This window comes from Acetobacter sacchari (genome assembly GCF_017377715.1).
GTDB classification, from domain to species: Bacteria; Pseudomonadota; Alphaproteobacteria; order Acetobacterales; family Acetobacteraceae; genus Acetobacter; species Acetobacter sacchari.
This window is the reverse complement of record NZ_JAFVMF010000014.1, coordinates 41,779-58,886: the sequence shown is the minus strand read 5'-3', so window position 1 is coordinate 58,886 and position 17,108 is coordinate 41,779. Positions and strand designations below refer to the sequence as shown.

The 17,108-nt window shown below is 64.2% G+C and carries 12 protein-coding genes; 8 read left to right on the top strand and 4 right to left on the bottom strand.

Features of this window, described 5'->3' with window-relative positions:
• Positions 1-121: 121 nt before the first annotated feature.
• The gene (gene dnaK, locus J2D73_RS13440; protein ID WP_207882034.1) at positions 122-2,023 is read right to left on the bottom strand and encodes a molecular chaperone DnaK; all 1,902 of its coding nucleotides are present in this window, start codon (positions 2,021-2,023) and stop codon (positions 122-124) included.
• Positions 2,024-2,226: 203 nt separating this feature from the next.
• A complete protein-coding gene (locus tag J2D73_RS13435) occupies positions 2,227-2,871 on the bottom strand; it encodes a nucleotide exchange factor GrpE (protein ID WP_243429944.1) in 645 nt (214 codons plus the stop codon).
• A gap of 214 nt (positions 2,872-3,085) precedes the next feature.
• Here J2D73_RS13435 and J2D73_RS13430 point away from each other — a divergent pair, with 214 nt between their 5' ends.
• From J2D73_RS13430 to J2D73_RS13420, 3 genes are all read left to right on the top strand, one after another.
• The gene (locus tag J2D73_RS13430; protein WP_026397924.1) at positions 3,086-3,799 is read left to right on the top strand and encodes a response regulator transcription factor; all 714 of its coding nucleotides are present in this window, start codon (positions 3,086-3,088) and stop codon (positions 3,797-3,799) included.
• 228 nt (positions 3,800-4,027) lie between these two features.
• Positions 4,028-5,656 carry a stimulus-sensing domain-containing protein gene (locus tag J2D73_RS13425; RefSeq protein ID WP_243429955.1) on the top strand — a complete coding sequence of 543 codons (1,629 nt, stop codon included), beginning with the start codon at positions 4,028-4,030 and terminating at the stop codon, positions 5,654-5,656.
• A gap of 427 nt (positions 5,657-6,083) precedes the next feature.
• A complete protein-coding gene (locus J2D73_RS13420; protein ID WP_341535094.1) occupies positions 6,084-6,782 on the top strand; it encodes an urease accessory protein UreE in 699 nt (232 codons plus the stop codon).
• A gap of 23 nt (positions 6,783-6,805) precedes the next feature.
• Here J2D73_RS13420 and J2D73_RS13415 read toward each other — a convergent pair whose 3' ends face one another.
• Positions 6,806-7,852, bottom strand: coding sequence for a COX15/CtaA family protein (locus tag J2D73_RS13415; RefSeq protein ID WP_207882131.1), 1,047 nt, complete (start codon positions 7,850-7,852; stop codon positions 6,806-6,808).
• 120 nt (positions 7,853-7,972) lie between these two features.
• Between J2D73_RS13415 and J2D73_RS13410 the strand changes: the two genes are divergently transcribed.
• From J2D73_RS13410 to J2D73_RS13390, 5 genes are all read left to right on the top strand, one after another.
• Positions 7,973-8,728 carry a TVP38/TMEM64 family protein gene (locus tag J2D73_RS13410; protein WP_243429943.1) on the top strand — a complete coding sequence of 252 codons (756 nt, stop codon included), beginning with the start codon at positions 7,973-7,975 and terminating at the stop codon, positions 8,726-8,728.
• Between the two features lie 264 nt (positions 8,729-8,992).
• Positions 8,993-10,258 carry a multidrug effflux MFS transporter gene (locus tag J2D73_RS13405; RefSeq protein ID WP_207882032.1) on the top strand — a complete coding sequence of 422 codons (1,266 nt, stop codon included), beginning with the start codon at positions 8,993-8,995 and terminating at the stop codon, positions 10,256-10,258.
• Positions 10,259-10,505: 247 nt separating this feature from the next.
• On the top strand, positions 10,506-12,743 hold the full coding sequence (locus tag J2D73_RS13400) for an ATP-binding protein (protein WP_207882031.1): 2,238 nt from the start codon (positions 10,506-10,508) through the stop codon (positions 12,741-12,743).
• Between the two features lie 147 nt (positions 12,744-12,890).
• Positions 12,891-13,415 carry an adenine phosphoribosyltransferase gene (locus J2D73_RS13395; protein ID WP_086643159.1) on the top strand — a complete coding sequence of 175 codons (525 nt, stop codon included), beginning with the start codon at positions 12,891-12,893 and terminating at the stop codon, positions 13,413-13,415.
• 220 nt (positions 13,416-13,635) lie between these two features.
• The gene (locus J2D73_RS13390) at positions 13,636-15,915 is read left to right on the top strand and encodes an FUSC family protein (protein WP_207882030.1); all 2,280 of its coding nucleotides are present in this window, start codon (positions 13,636-13,638) and stop codon (positions 15,913-15,915) included.
• Between the two features lie 42 nt (positions 15,916-15,957).
• Here the strand turns inward: J2D73_RS13390 and leuB are convergent, their stop codons facing one another.
• Positions 15,958-17,061 (bottom strand): 3-isopropylmalate dehydrogenase, encoded by a 1,104-nt coding sequence (gene leuB, locus J2D73_RS13385; RefSeq protein ID WP_086643157.1) that lies wholly within the window; start codon positions 17,059-17,061, stop codon positions 15,958-15,960.
• Between the last annotated feature and the right edge of the window lie 47 nt (positions 17,062-17,108).

The following is a 17,108-nucleotide window of genomic DNA, read 5'->3' as shown; positions in this document are numbered from 1 at the left end:
AACGGGATAAAAAAGAAGCGTCCGCCCCGACCGGAGCGGACGCCTTGAACCATGCCGTCGGAGAACGTCGGCTGGGGCGGCCGACCGGGCCGAAACCCGGTCGATATCAAGACGAACCCGCTCAGGACTTCTTGTCGCTGACGTCCTCGAAGTCCGCGTCGACGACCTTGTCGTCGGCATGCGGGGCCGCGCCGCCGGGGGCGCCCTGCGTTTCGGCCTGCTCCGCCTTGTAGACAGCCTCGCCGATCTTCATGGCGGTCTGGGTCAGACGCTCGGTAGCGGACTTCAGGGCCTCGTCGTCCGAGCCTTCCAGAGCCGACTTCACGGCGGCCACGGCGCTCTCCGCATCGGCGCGGTCGGCGGCGGGAACCTTGTCGCCAGCTTCGGAGAGGGACTTCTCGACCTGATTGATCAGACCTTCGGCGTTGTTACGCGCCTCGACCCGCTCGCGTTTGGCCTTGTCGGCCGAGGCGTTGGCTTCGGCGTCCTTGACCATCTTGTCGATGTCGGCTTCCGACAGACCGCCAGAGGCCTGGATCTTGATCTGTTGCTCCTTGCCCGTTGCCTTGTCCTTGGCCGAGACGGACACGATGCCGTTCGCGTCGATGTCGAACGTGACCTCGATCTGCGGCACGCCGCGCGGCGCCGGGGCGATGCCCTGCAGGTCGAAGTTGCCCAGCAGCTTGTTGTCGACCGCCATCTCACGCTCGCCCTGGAAGACCTTGATGGTCACGGCGTTCTGGTTGTCTTCAGCCGTCGAGAAGGTCTGGCTCTTCTTCGTCGGGATCGTCGTGTTGCGGTCGATCAGGCGTGTGAACACGCCGCCCAGCGTCTCGATGCCCAGAGACAGGGGAGTGACGTCGAGCAGCAGGACGTCCTTGACGTCGCCTTTCAGCACCGCGCCCTGAACTGCCGCGCCGATGGCGACGACTTCGTCAGGGTTCACGTTGCGGGCCGGGTCCTTGCCGAAGAACTCCTTAACCGCCTCGATCACCTTCGGCATGCGGGTCATGCCGCCGACCAGAATCACTTCGTCGATCTGCGAAGCCGAGACGCCTGCGTCCTTGAGCGCCGCCTTGCAGGGCTCCATCGTGCGGACGATCAGATCGTCGACGAGGCTCTCCAGCTTGGCGCGGCTCAGCTTGACGACAAGGTGCTTCGGGCCGGATGCGTCCGCCGTGATGAACGGCAGGTTGATCTCGGTCTCCTTGGAGGAAGACAGCTCGATCTTCGCCTTCTCCGCCGCTTCCTTCAGGCGCTGCAGAGCCAGCTTGTCGGAACGCAGGTCGATGCCCTGATCGCGCTTGAATTCATCGGCCAGGAACGAAATGATCCGGTTGTCGAAGTCTTCGCCGCCCAGGAACGTGTCGCCGTTGGTCGACTTCACCTCGATCACGCCGTCGGAGATTTCCAGAACCGAGACGTCGAACGTGCCGCCGCCCAGATCGTAGACCGCTACGGTGCCGCCGCTCTTCTTCTCAAGGCCATAGGCCAACGCAGCCGCCGTGGGCTCGTTGATGATGCGCAGGACTTCGAGGCCCGCGATCTTGCCCGCGTCCTTCGTGGCCTGACGCTGGGCGTCGTTGAAGTAAGCCGGAACGGTGATGACCGCCTGCGTGACTTTCTCGCCGAGATACGCTTCGGCGGTTTCTTTCATCTTGCCGAGAATGAAGGCGGAAATCTGCGACGGGGCGTAGCCCTTGCCGCGCCCTTCGACCCATGCGTCGCCGTTGTCGCCCTTGACGATGGAATAGGGGACCAGCCCCTTGTCCTTCTGGACGGTGGCGTCGTCGAAACGACGGCCGATCAGGCGCTTCACGGCGTACAGCGTGTTGGTTGGGTTGGTGACGGCCTGACGCTTGGCGGCCTGTCCGACCAGCATTTCCCCGCCTTCGGTGAAGGCGACCATCGACGGCGTCGTGCGCGCGCCTTCGCTGTTCTCGATAACCCGGTTCTCGTTGCCCTCGCGGATCGCGACGCAGGAATTGGTCGTGCCGAGGTCGATACCGATAACTTTGCTCATGAACTCAATCTCCTCTCAGCGGCGTCCTCCGGCCCGAAGCACCGGATGTCGCCCTTATGATTGCTGTGGCCCGTCCGTAATGCGGCGGACCGTTCAAGCTATTGCGATGTAAGATCGGTTGAGGGGCCTTGCAAGGGCGACGCCGACGGAAAACCTGTCGAAAATCGCCGCACGCCGCCTCCAGCCGCTTCCACCGTGGGTGATTACTGCCCGGCTTCCGGCGTCGCCGGAGCGGCTTCGTCGCCTTTCGCGACGACGACCATGGCGGGCTTGAGCAGCCGTCCATGGAGCGTCCACGCCGGGGTCCAGGCCTGAATCACCGTGCCGGGCTCATGCTCGGCGCTCGGCTGCTCGGCCATCGCCTGATGCAGATTGGCGTCGAACGGCTTGCCAGCGGCGTCGTGACCGACCACGCCATGGCGTTCGAGGATGGAGATGAAGGACCGCTCCGTGCTCTCGATGCCTTCGCGCATCTTGGCAAGGATGCCGTCTTCGCCTTCCGTGGCCGGAGGCAGGCTTGCAAGCCCGCGCCGCAGGTTCTCCGCCGCCTCGACGACGTCGCGGGCGAATTTCTGCACCGCGTACTGCCGGGCGTCGTCCACTTCCCGCTTCGCGCGGGCGCGGAGGTTCTGCATTTCAGCCTCGGAGCGGAGCCACTTGTCATGGGCCTCCGCTACTTCGGCCTCGAGCGCCTTGATGCGGGCGGCGGCGGCGTTCATCACCTCATCGCCCGTCTCGGTGGCTTCGTGGAGCTGATCATGGTCTGTGCGGTCGGATTCCGCCTGCTCGGCCGGAGAGCCGACCCCGAAGGTGTCTGCTGTGTTGGTCATGGTGCAAGAATTAGGCATCCTCACCGCGCTCGGCAAGGCGCGTGAAGCTACGAAAACGTGACGAATTCGCGGCGCTCCACTGCGATGCCGTCGTGCGCGGCGCTCTCGGGCGTGCTCCAAGGTTGCTTCTTAGTAACGAGGCCCCCCATGGTCCATGCGTCCGCGTGCGGTTATGGTCGCCCCCAATAGCGGAGGATTGGCCGCGCGGTTTGCGGCCGGGAGATGAGGATACGTGACGGAGACGACGAAGCAGACGATCGCGCTGGTGGACGACGACAGGAACATTCTCGCCTCCGTGCAGATGACTCTGGAGGCGGAAGGATACCAGGTCCGCACCTACACCGACGGGGAACAGGCGTTGCAGGGAATGGCGGCGCGGCCGGTCGATCTCGCCGTGCTCGACATCAAGATGCCGCGTATGGATGGCATGGAACTTCTGCAGCGTCTGCGCGCGCGTTCCAATCTGCCGGTGATCTTCCTCTCTTCGAAGGACGAGGAAGTCGATCAGCTGATGGGCCTCAGGCTGGGCGCGGACGACTACATCACCAAGCCGTTTTCCCAACGTCTGCTGATCGAGCGTATCCGCGCGTTGCTGCGGCGCAAGGAGGTCAACCGCGCTGAAGCGGCCGGAGAGAGCGCAGGCAGCACGCTCGTGCGCGGCAGCCTGACGCTTGATGAGCTGCGCCATCGCTGCCAATGGCGCGGCGCCGAAATACCTCTCACGGTGACGGAGTTCCTGCTGGTCAAGGCGCTGGCCGCCCGGACGGGTCTGGTAAAGTCCCGTGACCAGCTGATCGACGCCGCCTATGGCGACAATATCTACGTCGATGACCGCACCATCGACAGCCACATCAAGCGTCTACGCAAGAAATTCCGACAGGTTGACGAGGATTTCAACCAGATCGAGACGCTTTACGGCATCGGCTACCGTTACAAGGAAGACTGAGGCATGGACGCGTCGCGCCCGGGCGGCGACGGCGCCGGTCCGGAGAGGGTCGAACTGGGCGCGCCGGTCCGATCGTCGGCGCGGTCTTCCTCTTTCACCGGGCCGCTTCGCGCCCTGACGAATCTGCTGCGTAAACAGTTCTCCTCGCGCTCGATAACGCGTCGGCGGTCGGACCGGCGCGCGGCCGAAGCGCTGGAGGCGTCCGAGCGTCGCCTCGTGTCCCCCCTGATGCGGCGGATACTGTTCGCGAACATGCTGCCGCTGGTCGTCTTTGGCCTGACGCTGCTGTTCCTGAATGAGTTCCGCAACAGTCTGCTTACGGGCGAGGTGCAGGCGCTCCGAGAGCAGGCGCGCATCTACGCCGGCGCGCTCGGCGAGAGCGCCGTCACGCGTGCGCCGCGTTCCCGCGGTCGTGGCGGGCGCGACGAGGACGGTGCTGCGCCGCTTGGCGAAACCTACCTCCTCGAACCGTCTCTGGTCCGGCCGTTGCTGTTGCGCCTGACGGAGCCCAGCCCCAGCGCCGAGGCGCGTATCTACGCGCCGGACGGACGGCTTGTGGCCGACAGCCGACAGGAAAAGCTGGCCCACCGGGCGCCAGGCAGTCCGCCCTTACCGCCTGACGAGCAGGACGCGCCGCCCCTGCATCGCAGTTTGCTGGAACGGTTGATAAATTCAGTGATCGGAGAAGCCGACGACGGCCCGCTGACCGAAGATCGTGCCGCTGGAAAATCTGGAAGTCGCCCCGGCGCCGACAGCGCGCATGATGAGGTGGAGACGCCGCCTTATATCAGGCGCACCGCCAACCGTACTCTGGTGGTAACCGTCGCAGAACCGGTGATGCATGAGGGCCAGACCGTTGGCGTGATTCAGCTTACCCGCACGGGCGAGGCGGTCGACACGTCGCTGTTCGAAATACGCTCGTCGATCCTGTCGTTGTTCCTGCTGGCGATGGCGATCATGGTGTTGTTGTCCTGGTATCTCTCCCTGACCATCGCGCGTCCGTTGCTGCGGCTGGCGGCGTCTGCGCACGTGATGCGAGAAAGCTCCGGCCGCGCTGGCGCTGTGCCGGGGTGGCTGCTGAGTCGCGGCGATGAGATTGGAGACGTGGGACGGGCCCTGCAGGACAGCGCGCAAGCGTTATGGGCGCGAATGGACGCGATCGAGCGGTTCGCGGCGGACGTGTCGCACGAGATCAAAAACCCACTGACCTCAATCCGCTCGGCGATCGAGACGCTCGGTCGCGTCGAAGACGCAGAGCGCCGCCGCCGTCTGTTGACCATTATCGGGGACGACGTGCGTCGACTCGACAGGTTGATCACCGACATTTCGGACGCCAGTCGGCTGGACGCCGAAATGTCGCGCGTTCAGCCGTCTCCGATCGCGGTGGCGCCGCTGCTGTCGTTGCTGGCGGAAATCAATCAGTCGACCCGCAAGCCGGGGCAGCCGGAGATCGACGTCTCCGTGGTGGACGACGATCCGACGCGGCCCCTGCGCGCGCTCGCCGTCGAGGATCGGCTGGTGCAGGTCCTTCGCAACCTGATCGGAAACGCCGTCTCCTTTTCGCCGCCCGACGGACATATTCTTCTTGAGGCGAATGCAGCTGGCGCGATGGTGGAAATCGCCGTGTCGGACGAAGGTCCCGGCATCCCGCAGGCGAAGCTCGATTCGATTTTCGACCGGTTCTACTCGGAGCGCCCCCAAACCGAGAATTTCGGCCAGCATTCCGGGTTGGGGCTGTCGATTAGCCGTCAGATCATCCAGGCGCTGCGCGGGACAATCCATGCCGATAACCGCGTCGCGTCTGATGGCCGCGTACTGGGAGCCCGGTTCGTCATCCGCTTGCCCCGCGTGTCCTGAGCTCAGGTGGCTGGAGGCTCAGGGCGGCGTTACACGAGGCGCCATCGGATCGTGCTGGTGCGAGTATCCGGTTGCAGCTGGTCTAAGAGGGTGTCCTAAAGTCGCGAGCGCGTTTCGATGGGTCAAGGCGCCTGCACAGAGTATTGCCCGGCGCTGTACGAGAAAGAGAGCGGGTGGGGTGTTGCGGGCGTGCCGTCACTCAGGGCCAGACCTTTCCAGGCACGCCGAGCGCAAAGTGAACGATGGGCGAGTGCGCAAAGCCGCAGAGAGCTATGCCGCATTCCCTGTAACATTGCGCCGTTATTCCCCCGTGTCGTGCAATCCTGAAGGGCGCGCTGGACATGGCGACGACGCCCCAGGCGCGGTCGCTGTGCAGATACGGGAGTTAGCGCTGTCCCGGTGAGGCAATATGGCGCTCTCGTGATGCGTGATCTTGTCACAGAGGGCTTGCCAGCCTCGTGATTTGCGCGAACGCTTCGTTACGTTCCGGGCGAATGAAGCCGAAGGTTGGGGATTCTCGTTTACGTTCAAGCCGTGCGGTGTGGTCGCGAACCACTATCTGGCGGGTCAACTGCGGTCGCCGTGGAACGACGCGCGCGTACGGTCAGGACGGCGCTTTGAAGTCTCGCTCTGTTCTTCTTGTGGAGGTTGCATTCTGACTATGCGCTGCACGACGATTCTTCCAGCCGGCTCCTGGGACGCCGCCACGGCGATCGATGTCTTCACAGCTGATTACGAGGGACGTCATCGGCGACGGATGATGCTCGATCTCGATTCAGGTTCTCGCATGTTGCTGGATCTGGAGCATACCCACCACCTCAAGGACGGCGATGGCCTCAAGCTCGAAACTGGCGGGGTCGTGCTTGTCTCGGCGCTGCCGGAGTACCTGCTTCGGGTGACGGCGGACACGGCGCACGATTTGCTGCGCGTGTCGTGGCATCTGGGTAACCGGCACCTTCCGGCGGCCATCAGTCCCGACGTCATCCTGATCCGCGACGACCACGTCATCGCTGATGTGATCCGTGGGCTGGGAGGCAAGGTGGAGGCGGTGGTCGGTCCGTTCGATCCCGAAACTGGCGCTATGCCCGGGCGCAGTGAGTCCGGGCAGGCGATTTCAGGAGCATGAAACGAGTCTGAGGCTCGCGCCCTTTAGGACGCGCGGCCCACGCCGCGCAGTGCGTGCAGTGTGAACACCGCGACGCTGAGCAGCACCGCCGCGAAAGTCTGGTGCAAAGTCGCCACCGGAACAGGCACGACCAGCAGCAAAGTGGTTACGCCCAGCGAATACTGCGCCAGTACGGCCCAGCCCAGCAGAATGACGCCCCGGTGGGCCCGTTCGCCCAGATTGGCGCGAGCCCCGATCAGCAGGACAAGTCCGACGCATAGCGCCGTCAGTGTCGCGAGCAGTCGATGGTCGAACTGCACCGCCGGGATATTGGCGATCCAGTTGAACCAGAACGGCGAGAGCTTTCCGTATCCCTCGGGGATCAATCGCCCTTCCATGAGAGGGAACGTGTTGTAGGAAAATCCGGCATGCGTCCCGGCGGTGAACCCGCCAGCCACGATCGTCAACGAGATCAACCCGATGGCCGCGGCAAGGATTGCACGCACGCGACGTCCAGCCTGCCGGTCTGGAATGATCGACGGGCGCGGGAAGCGGATCGAGAGCGCTGTCCAGAGGATGGCGACGTAGAGGATGAACGCAGCGCTCAGATGCAGCACGAGGCGCACTGGCTCCACCGCCGTGCTGTCCGCGCGAAAGCCCGATGCGACCATGAACCAGCCGATGGCGCCCTGCAGGCCGCCGAGCACAAAAAACAGAGCCAGACGCAGAATCAGGGCGCGAGTCAGGACGCCTGTCGCAGCGAACCAGACCAGACGGAGCAGCAGATAAAGACCAATCATCCGACCCCAGAAACGATGGGTCCACTCGGCCCAGAAGATCTTCTGGAAGCCGGCGAGTCCGAACCCGTCATGCAGGATTTTGTACTGGGGAATGCCCTTGTAGAGTTCGAACTGTCTCTCCCACTCGGCATGGCTGAGCGGCGGCAGAATTCCCGTGACAGGACGCCAGTCCATGATTGACAGGCCTGAACCCGTGAGGCGCGTCGCGCCGCCCAGCGCGATCATGCCGAGCAGCATGACGCAGATGGTCAGCAGCCAGTTCGATACGCGTCTGCGGTCGCGCGGCGTCATGCCGTCGAGAGGGATCGAGTCTGAGTCCTGGGCCTTCACGGAGAAAGCGGTCGCTGCGTCGGGCATGAGGCCCTTTACTCCCGCCTTGCAAGTGCGGGCAAGCCGATGCTACGGCGCAGCATGACCAGACCGCCCGACGCGCTCCGCGTCCCACGTCCGGCCGCAGGTCCCGCCGGTCCGCGCGTCCTTCTGCGTCCTGCTCTCATGCTTCTGGCGTTGACCGCTGGCGCAGTTTTGCTGCGGGAGTTTCCGTCCGCTCGCCATGTGCTCGACAGTCCGGAGCTTCTGCGCGCCGGAGCCTCTGGACGCATCGCTTTTCTTCTGTGTGGTGCGGTCTGGTGTGCGTTCGGGCTCCCCCGTCAGGCGCTCTGCTTCGCCGGAGGGGTCGCTTATGGCGTGTGGGAAGGGTCCGTTCTCAGCGTCGTGGCGACTCTGGCCGGGTGCGTGTTCGCGTTTGGCTGGGCGCGCTGGGGCGGCCGGGAGGCTGCGGCGCGATGGCTTTCCTCTCATGATCCGACCGCTGCGTCGCGGGGCGGCGGCCTGCGCGCCCGCGTGTCGCGCATGGATCGTGCGATCCAGACGCATCCCTTCACGACGATCCTGACGCTTCGGCTGTTGCCGGTCGGCTCCTCCCTTTTACTCAATATTCTTGCCGGCCTCTCGGGCGCGCGGGTAATCCCGTTTGCCGCAGCGACAGCGCTGGGCGCGGCGCCGCAAACCGTGGTGTTCGTTTTGCTCGGAGCGGGCGCGCAGATCGGCGGCGGCGGTCGGATCGCCGTCGGCTGTTTCCTGTTTGCTGCGTCGGGCCTGCTCGGGTTATGGCTGTTGCGCCGTGTGGGCGGGACGGACGGTGGGACCCTGAGTCCAGACGTCTGATCCCTTTAAGGCCGCCATCACTCGCGCCACCGTCCGGCGCGGTCGCGTTTTGAGGCGTCCGGCCGCAGGAGAATCGATGAATCGGTTCATTGCATCCAGTCCGTTGGGGAGGCGTTGCGCGTGAAGTCTTGCGCTGTATCCCTGTGCGGCTACGCCAGTTCGGCGCGACAGTAAGGCGCCAGCGTCCACTAGTCGGTGGTTTTTCCACCCGTCGAATACTTTCCAGCCATATCGCCCAGACCGAGATTATTCCGGAGCCTGTACATGGCCTCTCCCGTTCAGTCGCCATACACGAAGGTCGGCGGCGCATACGAACCTCCGTCAACCACGCCGGGATGGATGCCGATCCTGCTCGGCGTGCTGACCGCCGTCGGTCCGATTTCGACGGATATCTATCTCCCTGCGTTCCCGGCGATGGTGCGTTCGCTCCATACGACGTTGGGCTCGGTACAGATGACCTTGTCGATCTGGTTCGTCGGTCTCGCCATAGGGCAGCTCACCGTGGGCCCGCTATCCGACCGCTACGGTCGTCGTGCGCCTCTGGTCGCGGGTAATGCGATCTTCGCGCTGGCGTCTGTGGTGTGCGCCATTGCGCCTAACGTGGCCGTGTTCTCGGTCGCGCGCTTCGTGGCTTCCCTCGCCGCCTCTGCAAGCCTTGTCGTGCCGACGGCCTGCGTGCGCGATCTTGTGCCTGATCGCAATGCAGGCGCGCGAATGATGTCGAAGCTGGTGATGGTGATGGGCGTAGTGCCAATCCTTGCGCCAATGCTTGGCGGGCTGGTGGTCACTTTCGCGTCCTGGCGGACGATCTTCTGGGCGTCCGCTGTCTACGGCGCGATTTGCGCCCTGCTTGTGCTGCGCGTGCTGCCGGAGACGCTGCCGCGCCGCAGGCGCCAGCGCCTCTCGTCGATTATTCTGGTGAGCCGATATCTCCTGCTGCTCAGACATCGCGGGTTCCTGACCCACGCGCTGATCGGCGGTTTTTCGACGTTCATGTCCTTCAGCTACCTGACCGCCGCGTCTCCGGTTTTTATCGTCGGGTTTGGGTTTTCGCCGCTGCATTTCTCAATGCTGTTTGGCGTTTTTGCGGTCTTCATGATTGGAGCCTCGCAGGTCAACGGCATGCTGGTCGGCCGCGTCGACGCCGGGCGTATCCTGACGGGGTCGGTCCTGCTGGCGGTGGTCGGGGCGCTCGCGCTGCTGGCTGTCTCCATCTGGTCGCTTCACCTGCCGGCGCACCGTCACGATCACGGGGCGTCGTTGATCGTCATTCTCACGATCTGCACGATGGCGGTGGCGCTGGGCGCCACCGGATTGATCTATCCCAACGCGACGATGGGCGCGCTCGCGGACCAGGCGCACATGGCCGGCGCTGCATCGGCGTTGACGGGTACGATGCAGTACGCGTTTGGGGCGCTCGCCGGAGCCCTGCTGGGCGTGCTGCCTTCAGGGACTGCGTTGCCAATGGCGGGGGGGATGTTGCTCGGCTCGCTCATGATGCTGGCGACGTTGCCATTCAGGCCGCGCTGAGCCTTGCCTTGATCCGGGGGGGGCTCAAGAATGGTCCAAGGCGCACACTCCTCTCTGCTTGCTGTTTGCGCCGCGCGACCGTCTGAAAAAGGGCGTCCAGCGTGGTTGAGCAGACAGCGCCGCGTCCGTGGCGAAGCTTTCCTGTGGGCGATTTCGCGTCAAAAAATGGTCGGGCGTCCAGGTTGGGCTTGACGTCCGGCGCGGATGAGAGCCGTATCTTGCCGCGAACTACCCCATGGGAGGAGCGATGGCGCGTCATCCGGCAAAGCGAGCGCATATGCTTGCTCTCCTTGGCGCCGCGCTTTTGATCGTGACGTTCGGAACATTGGCCATGCAGCTCGGCAACGAGATGGCGCGGCATGGCCAGCTCGACCGCCAGAGCGCGGGTTCCGACCAGTATCTTCGCAACCTTAATCGGCAAGTAAGCGACGCGCGGATCTGCCATTTCGCCTGGCTGGCCGAGCACTCTCCCACCGACGCTGCGTGTTTCGCCGACGCGGTGGGCAAGCTCTTGGTGGCCCGTGCCGATTTCCCCGATTTCGCGGCGACGCAGCGTCGCCTCGATCCCGAACATGACCGCAGCATCGAGCAGCTCCGTCAGGCGCTGGACCGCGTCGCGGCCTGGAAGCCGGACGCCGCCCACGCGCTGGGTGCCCCTGACGCCGACGCCACGCTTGTCTCCCTTGACGGCGCCCTGTCACAGTTGAGCCACGCGGACACGATGGAGCGCGCGGGAAGGCTGGCCGACATGCTGCGGAACACCGGCTGGCAGAAGCGCCTGGACGCGCTCGGCATTGTCATCGGCGTCCTGATCATGATCACCGCTGGCTGGATTCTTGATCGCACGTCGCTTGCGGCCGCGCGGGCGGAGGCGAGCAGCCGCAATCTGGCGGCGCAGATGCGCGCGGTGCTGGACAGTCTGACGATTGGCGTCGCCGTCTTCGGCACGGACGGCCAGCTCCGGCACTGGAACGATCGGCTGGGCGCCATACTGGGTTTGGAAGACGGCGTCCTGCGGCCGGGTTTGCGGTACGACGATCTCAGCTCGGCTCTGATCGTCGGAGGAACGCCGCTGCTTGAGCCGTTCGCGCATGTTGAACGAGCGCTTCGTCGGGGCGAGCTCGCCCCGCCGGTGATGGTGGAATGCAAGGGCGTTAACGGCGCGGATCTCGAATTATGCCGCACGGTGTTTTTCGCGCCTGATGGCGCGTCGGGTTCTGAGGACAGGCGCGGTTTCGTGCTGACCGCAAACGACATCACCCTGCGGCTGCGGAGCGAGCGCGCTCTGGGCGAGGCGCAGAAGCTGCGCGCCGTCGGGCAGCTTACTGCGGGGATCGCGCACGATTTTAAAAACCTGCTGACCGTCATTCTAGGCAATCTGGAGCTTGCCGGGGAGGCTGGCGAGGTCGGTGATGGCGAGCGTGGCCGACGTTGCCTGGACTCCGCAGTCCACGCGGCGCGCCGGTCGGAGGCGCTGACCGGTCAGCTTCTGTCCTTCATGCGACGCGACAAACCCGCGTCGGACATGGTGGCGCTGGCCGATATATTTCTTCACGTCAGCGGACTTCTGGCGCGCGTGATCGGTCCGCGCATCATCGTGGATTGCGGCGAGGCGACGACTGTCTGGCCCGTGCATGTGAACGCCGCACAGCTTGAAAGCGCGCTTCTCAATCTTGCGATCAACGCGCGCGATGCGATGCCGAAGGGCGGGACACTCGCAATTCGGGCCGCGAACGTGACCTTTCCGGCGGGCGTCGATTTGTTGAGTCTGCCGGTCGAGGGAGAGCGCGGGTTACGCGTGTCGTCGGAAAAGACGCCGCTTCCGGCTGGGTCGTGGATACGGATCGACGTCGCCGATAGCGGCTGCGGCATGGGGCCGGAGATTCTGCATCAACTGTTTGAGCCCTTTTTCACCACCAAGGAGGACGGCGCCGGAACTGGCCTCGGCATGGCCATGGTCGTCAGCTTCGCGCACCAGTCTGGGGGGCGCGTCGTGGTTTCCTCCGCGCCGCAGCGCGGCGCCCAAGTCACAGTCTGGTTGCCGCGCGCGAAAGCGGAGTTCATTTCCGCCCCGGTTCTGGCGGCGCCTGCTTCTGAGCCAAAGAGCAGGCGGGCGCTTGTCGTCGAGGACGATCCGGCCATCCGTGACATCGTGGCTACGATCCTGGGCTTGGCCGGGTATCGGGTGCGGGAGGCGGCGGATGGAGAGTCGGCGTTTGATGCATTGGCTGACGCTGGAGACGGCATCGATCTGCTGGTGACAGACGTGCAGCTTCCAGGACCGCTTGACGGTTTCTCGCTCGCGCGGGTGCTGAAGGAGCGCTACCCGGAGCTGGGCGTCGTCTGCATGTCCGGTGATTTTACCGCCGATGCGCCGCGACCTGCGGCCGCTCCGCCCGATGCGCGGCTGCTGCCGAAACCGTTCCGGCGCGACGGGTTTTTGAAGGTTGTGGCGTCTGCGATGGGCGACGCTATTCCGGTTTGACGAGCCTTGCAGGGCGGCGCCGGGCAAGTTAGTGTCCCGCCCGGTTTGGCGGCAGGCGGTGTTTCCCGAAAAAAATACAGCTCTATCAAATAGATAGATGAATTTCGGCGCCGATGCGGCTGGTATTCCTACGCGGGCGGGGACACAATGCAGGACATCGATCTCAAACAGTATATTCGCGGCATTCCGGATTTTCCGAAGCCCGGCATCCTGTTCTACGACATTTCGACGTTGCTGCGGAACGCTGACGCCTGGCAGCTTGCGACGGCGCGCATGGCGCGCGCCGTAGGTCCGTGGCAGCCGGATCAACTGGCGGCCATTGAATCCCGTGGTTTTCTGACCGCGGCTCCGCTTGCGACGCGTCTGGGTTGCGGCATCGTTATGCTGCGCAAGCCGGGAAAGCTGCCCGGCGACACGATTTCGCTCAGCTACGACCTCGAATACGGCACGGATAGTCTGCATATTCAGGCGGACGCAATAAAGCCCGGTCAGCGTGTGGTCGTGACAGACGATCTTCTTGCGACGGGTGGAACGCTGGCGGCTTCGGTCGCATTGCTTCGCAAGGCCGGGGCCGACGTTATCGGCGCGTCGGTGTTGATTGAACTGACGGCGCTGGGCGGGCGAAACAAGCTGGACGTGCCGGTCCACTCACTGCTTTCCTACGAAGAGTAGTTTTCTTTCCTCGATCAACGACGCTCCCTGAAGCGCATGGCCGCCGCGCGTTTGAAATCGTTCAATCGGGCGCGCAGTCGGTCATGTGATTTTTTATCGCGGTAATCCACGGATTTTCGAAAGAAGCGGGAGACGGGGAATGCGCGCCATGCCGGACCGGGAAGACAGTTATTCGCGGTCATCCGAGGTTTGTCGGCGCGTTCTGTTCTAACCGGAAACCATGACGTTTCGTGCAGGCAGAGCCGCCGGATTGCACCGCCTTGTGGCGGAGGCGTGGGAGGCTGTTTCGCGACTTGGCGGACAGGGGGCTGTTTCGTGCGGTCGCCGTGTCCTCGCCGTTCTTTCCAGCGAGGGCGTTTTCAATCGGGTGCGATGGCTGATCGCCCCGGACGTGATGGCTTTCGGCTATGCGCTGAGAACCACGCTCGCCTCCCTTCTGGCGCTCGGTATAGCTCTCTGGTGGGAGCTGGGTAGCCCGCAATGGGCCGCGCTGACTGTCTGGATGATCGCTCAGGGTACGCGCGGCAAGTCGATCGCCAAGGCGCGATGGCATCTGTTCGGTATGATCGTCGGCGGAACAGCCGGCGTGGCGCTGGTCGCCGCGTGCCCGCAGCAGCCAGCGCTTTTCATCCTGTTGCTTGCAGCGTGCGTAGGCGGTTTCTGCTTTGTGGGAACGCTGCTTCCCGGTCCGCCGACGATGACCAATTACCGTATTCACGGGATGCGGGCGAGCGGCTTCACCTGTGTGATTATCTCGCTGGACGGCATTGCCGCTCCTGAGCGGATTTTTGATGTCGCCATGGCGCGCCTCACGTACATAACGCTGGGCGTGGTCATCGAAACGGTTGTGTCATCCCTGTTCCAGTATCGCCTGCAGGATCGCGCGCGGTCGCGGCTGGCGGACAATTTCATCACGGCGATCGGGCGCACGACCGGCCTGCTCAGGCGCATGCTGGCGGGCGAAGAGGCGGCGTTACGTTCATCCGCAGACCTTTTGGCGACGCTTGCTTCGATGGGCGATCAGGTCGAGTTCGCCGAAGTTGAACTCGGCGGGCGCCGTGGCCACGAAGGCGACCATGCACGGGCGGCGATGGCGGCCGTGACGGCTCTTTTCGCTCGGGGACTGGATCTTCAGGCGCTGCTTGCCGACCCCGCTTCCTATGGGGAGGCATGGAAGCGACTTTCGGCGCAGACTTGCGATTTTCTTGAGCCGCTCGCGGAACGTCTGCATGCGGCTGACGGTTTTGCGGCGGTCATGGCGGATCTTGCGACCTTGCGCGCCGCGATCCGTATCGAGGCGGCGACCTGTCTTGAATCAGAGATGAAGATCGTCACCAGTCCACCGGTCGATGTCGGGCGGGAAATTTCGATCACGAGGCAGGGGCAGGCGCTGCATACGCTTGGCCAGATGTGCGATGAACTCAATTACGCTCTGACTCAGTTCGACCTGAGCCGCAATCCGCAATCTCATGACGCGTTTCATTACGCCATGCGCACCTGGCGGGATTGGCGCGTCGCGATAGGCAACAGTTTGCGTGCTTCGGTCAGCGTGTTCATCGCAGGCATGATCTGGGTGGCCACGGCGTGGCCGGACGGGCTGACGTTTCTGATGTTCGTGGGCATCGTCTCCAGTCTGTTCTCGACTCTGGAGACGCCTGCGATGGCGACCCGCGCCTTTCTTCACGGAGCGCTCTGCGTGTCCGTCGTGGCGATGGTTGTTGCGTTCTACGTCGTCCCTGCCGTCACGACGTATGAACTCCTCGCTGCAGGGCTGGCTTTACCGATGATGATTGGAGGGCTGGCTTTCGCCAATTCTGCGATGGTCCTCGGCGCCGTCGCCTACAACCTCTTCCTCACCATTCTTGTCGGTCCGCTGAATGGCGGGCGTCTCGACGAAATTAGTTTCTTCAACACCGCTGTTCCGCTGGTTCTGGCGATGGCGTTCTGCACCTGGATGTATCGGGTGTTTCTGCCGCTGGATCCGGACGGGGTGCGTTGGGATATGCGGCGTCGCATTCTGGGCACCCTGCGTCGCCTGGCCAGTCGTCGCCTGCCGATGGCTCGGGCTGATCTGATTGGCCTGACGGTGGAGCGGATGCTGAAGCTGCTCAACACGTCAGGAGGCGAACGGGGGCCGGTGGTCGACGCCTATCTCGGCGGGGTTCTGTCCGGAATGACGGTCGGCATGGCGATCATCAACCTGCGCGCGATTTTGGCGCGTGGGATGACGCCGCCGGACGTGCAGCGCGCATTGCGTCAGACATTGGCGCGGATGGCGCGTTTCAGCGGGCGGTATGGCGGGCAGTACGGAAGAACGGCGCGGGCTACTGATCTGGCGGTTGCGCTGCTTGTTCGCCGGGAGCAGCACGAGGCGAACCTGACGCAACGCGTCGAAATCCTGCGCGCCCTCGCCAGCCTACGGGTTATTTCGGCGGAATTGCAGACCAGTCGACCATTCTTTGACGCGTCCAGTCCGTATCTCGACCGGGCGTATCGGTGACGATCACCCGCCGGACGCCTGTCGCGTCGGCGGGCGCAAGGATCACATCTTGTCGAGTTCGCGGACGATGGCCTCGCCCATAACGTCTGTGCCGACGCGTGCGAGGCCGGGGCTCATGATGTCCGCAGTGCGCAGGCCTGTGGCGAGGACGGCCGCGACCGCCGCCTCGATCATGTCGGCTTCGGCCTGCAGATCGAACGAATAGCGCAGCAGCATCGCGAACGACAGGATCTGTGCGATCGGGTTCGCAATCCCCTGCCCTGCGATGTCGGGCGCGCTGCCGTGGATCGGCTCATAAAGCGCCGGGCGGCGGCCGTCTTCCTGCACAGCGCCGAGCGTCGCGGAGGGGAGCATGCCGAGGCTGCCGGTCAACATGGAAGCCAGATCGGAGAGCAGGTCGCCGAATAGGTTGCCGGTGACGATCACGTCGAACTGGGCCGGGTTGCGGACCAGCTGCATGGCGCAGTTGTCGGCCAGCATGTGCGAAAGCTTCACGTCGGAATATTCGCGGGCGTGGAGATCGGTCACGACCTCTTTCCACAGCAGGCCGCTTTCCATGACGTTGCACTTCTCGACCGAGCAGACCGAGTTGTTGCGCTTGCGAGCCAGATCGAAAGCCACGCGTGCGACGCGCTCGATCTCGCTGGTCGTATAGACCTCGGTGTTGATCCCGCGCTTTTCGCCGTTGGGCAGGGTCTCGATCCCGCGCGGTTCGCCGAAATAGATGCCGCCCACGGTCTCGCGGACGATCATGATGTCCAGTCCCTTGATGACGTCGGACTTCAGGGTGCTGGCGTCAACCAGCGCGTCGAAGACCTTGGCGGGGCGCAGGTTGGCGAAAAGGCCCAGTTCCTGCCGGAGCTTCAGGATCGCCACTTCCGGACGCTTGTCGAAACCGACGTGAGACCACGCCGGATCGCCAACGGAGCCGAACAGCACGGCGTCGGCGGCGCGCGCTTTTTCGACGACCTCGTCACGGATCGGCACGCCGTATTCGGCGAGAGACGCTCCGCCGACGAGGTCCTCGTCGATCTCGAAGGCAATGTTGCGTTTGCGGCTCAGCCATGCCGTGACGCGCGCGACTTCGCGCATGACTTCGGGACCGATGCCGTCGCCGGGCAGAATCAGCAGTTTCTTGGTGCTCATGATCGTCTCCGGCCTTGGCTGTCCCGCTCGGGGTCGCGGTCCGCGTC

Excerpts from the sequence above, each read along its gene's own strand:
- dnaK (WP_207882034.1), bottom strand. The coding sequence starts at position 2,023 with ATGAGCAAAGTTATCGGTATCGACCTCGGCACGACCAATTCCTGCGTC.
- J2D73_RS13435 (WP_243429944.1), bottom strand. The coding sequence starts at position 2,871 with ATGCCTAATTCTTGCACCATGACCAACACAGCAGACACCTTCGGGGTC.
- J2D73_RS13425 (WP_243429955.1), top strand. The coding sequence starts at position 4,028 with ATGCGGCGGATACTGTTCGCGAACATGCTGCCGCTGGTCGTCTTTGGC.
- J2D73_RS13415 (WP_207882131.1), bottom strand. The coding sequence starts at position 7,852 with ATGACGCCGCGCGACCGCAGACGCGTATCGAACTGGCTGCTGACCATC.
- J2D73_RS13410 (WP_243429943.1), top strand. The coding sequence starts at position 7,973 with ATGACCAGACCGCCCGACGCGCTCCGCGTCCCACGTCCGGCCGCAGGT.
- J2D73_RS13405 (WP_207882032.1), top strand. The coding sequence starts at position 8,993 with ATGGCCTCTCCCGTTCAGTCGCCATACACGAAGGTCGGCGGCGCATAC.
- J2D73_RS13400 (WP_207882031.1), top strand. The coding sequence starts at position 10,506 with ATGGCGCGTCATCCGGCAAAGCGAGCGCATATGCTTGCTCTCCTTGGC.
- J2D73_RS13395 (WP_086643159.1), top strand. The coding sequence starts at position 12,891 with ATGCAGGACATCGATCTCAAACAGTATATTCGCGGCATTCCGGATTTT.
- J2D73_RS13390 (WP_207882030.1), top strand. The coding sequence starts at position 13,636 with ATGACGTTTCGTGCAGGCAGAGCCGCCGGATTGCACCGCCTTGTGGCG.
- leuB (WP_086643157.1), bottom strand. The coding sequence starts at position 17,061 with ATGAGCACCAAGAAACTGCTGATTCTGCCCGGCGACGGCATCGGTCCC.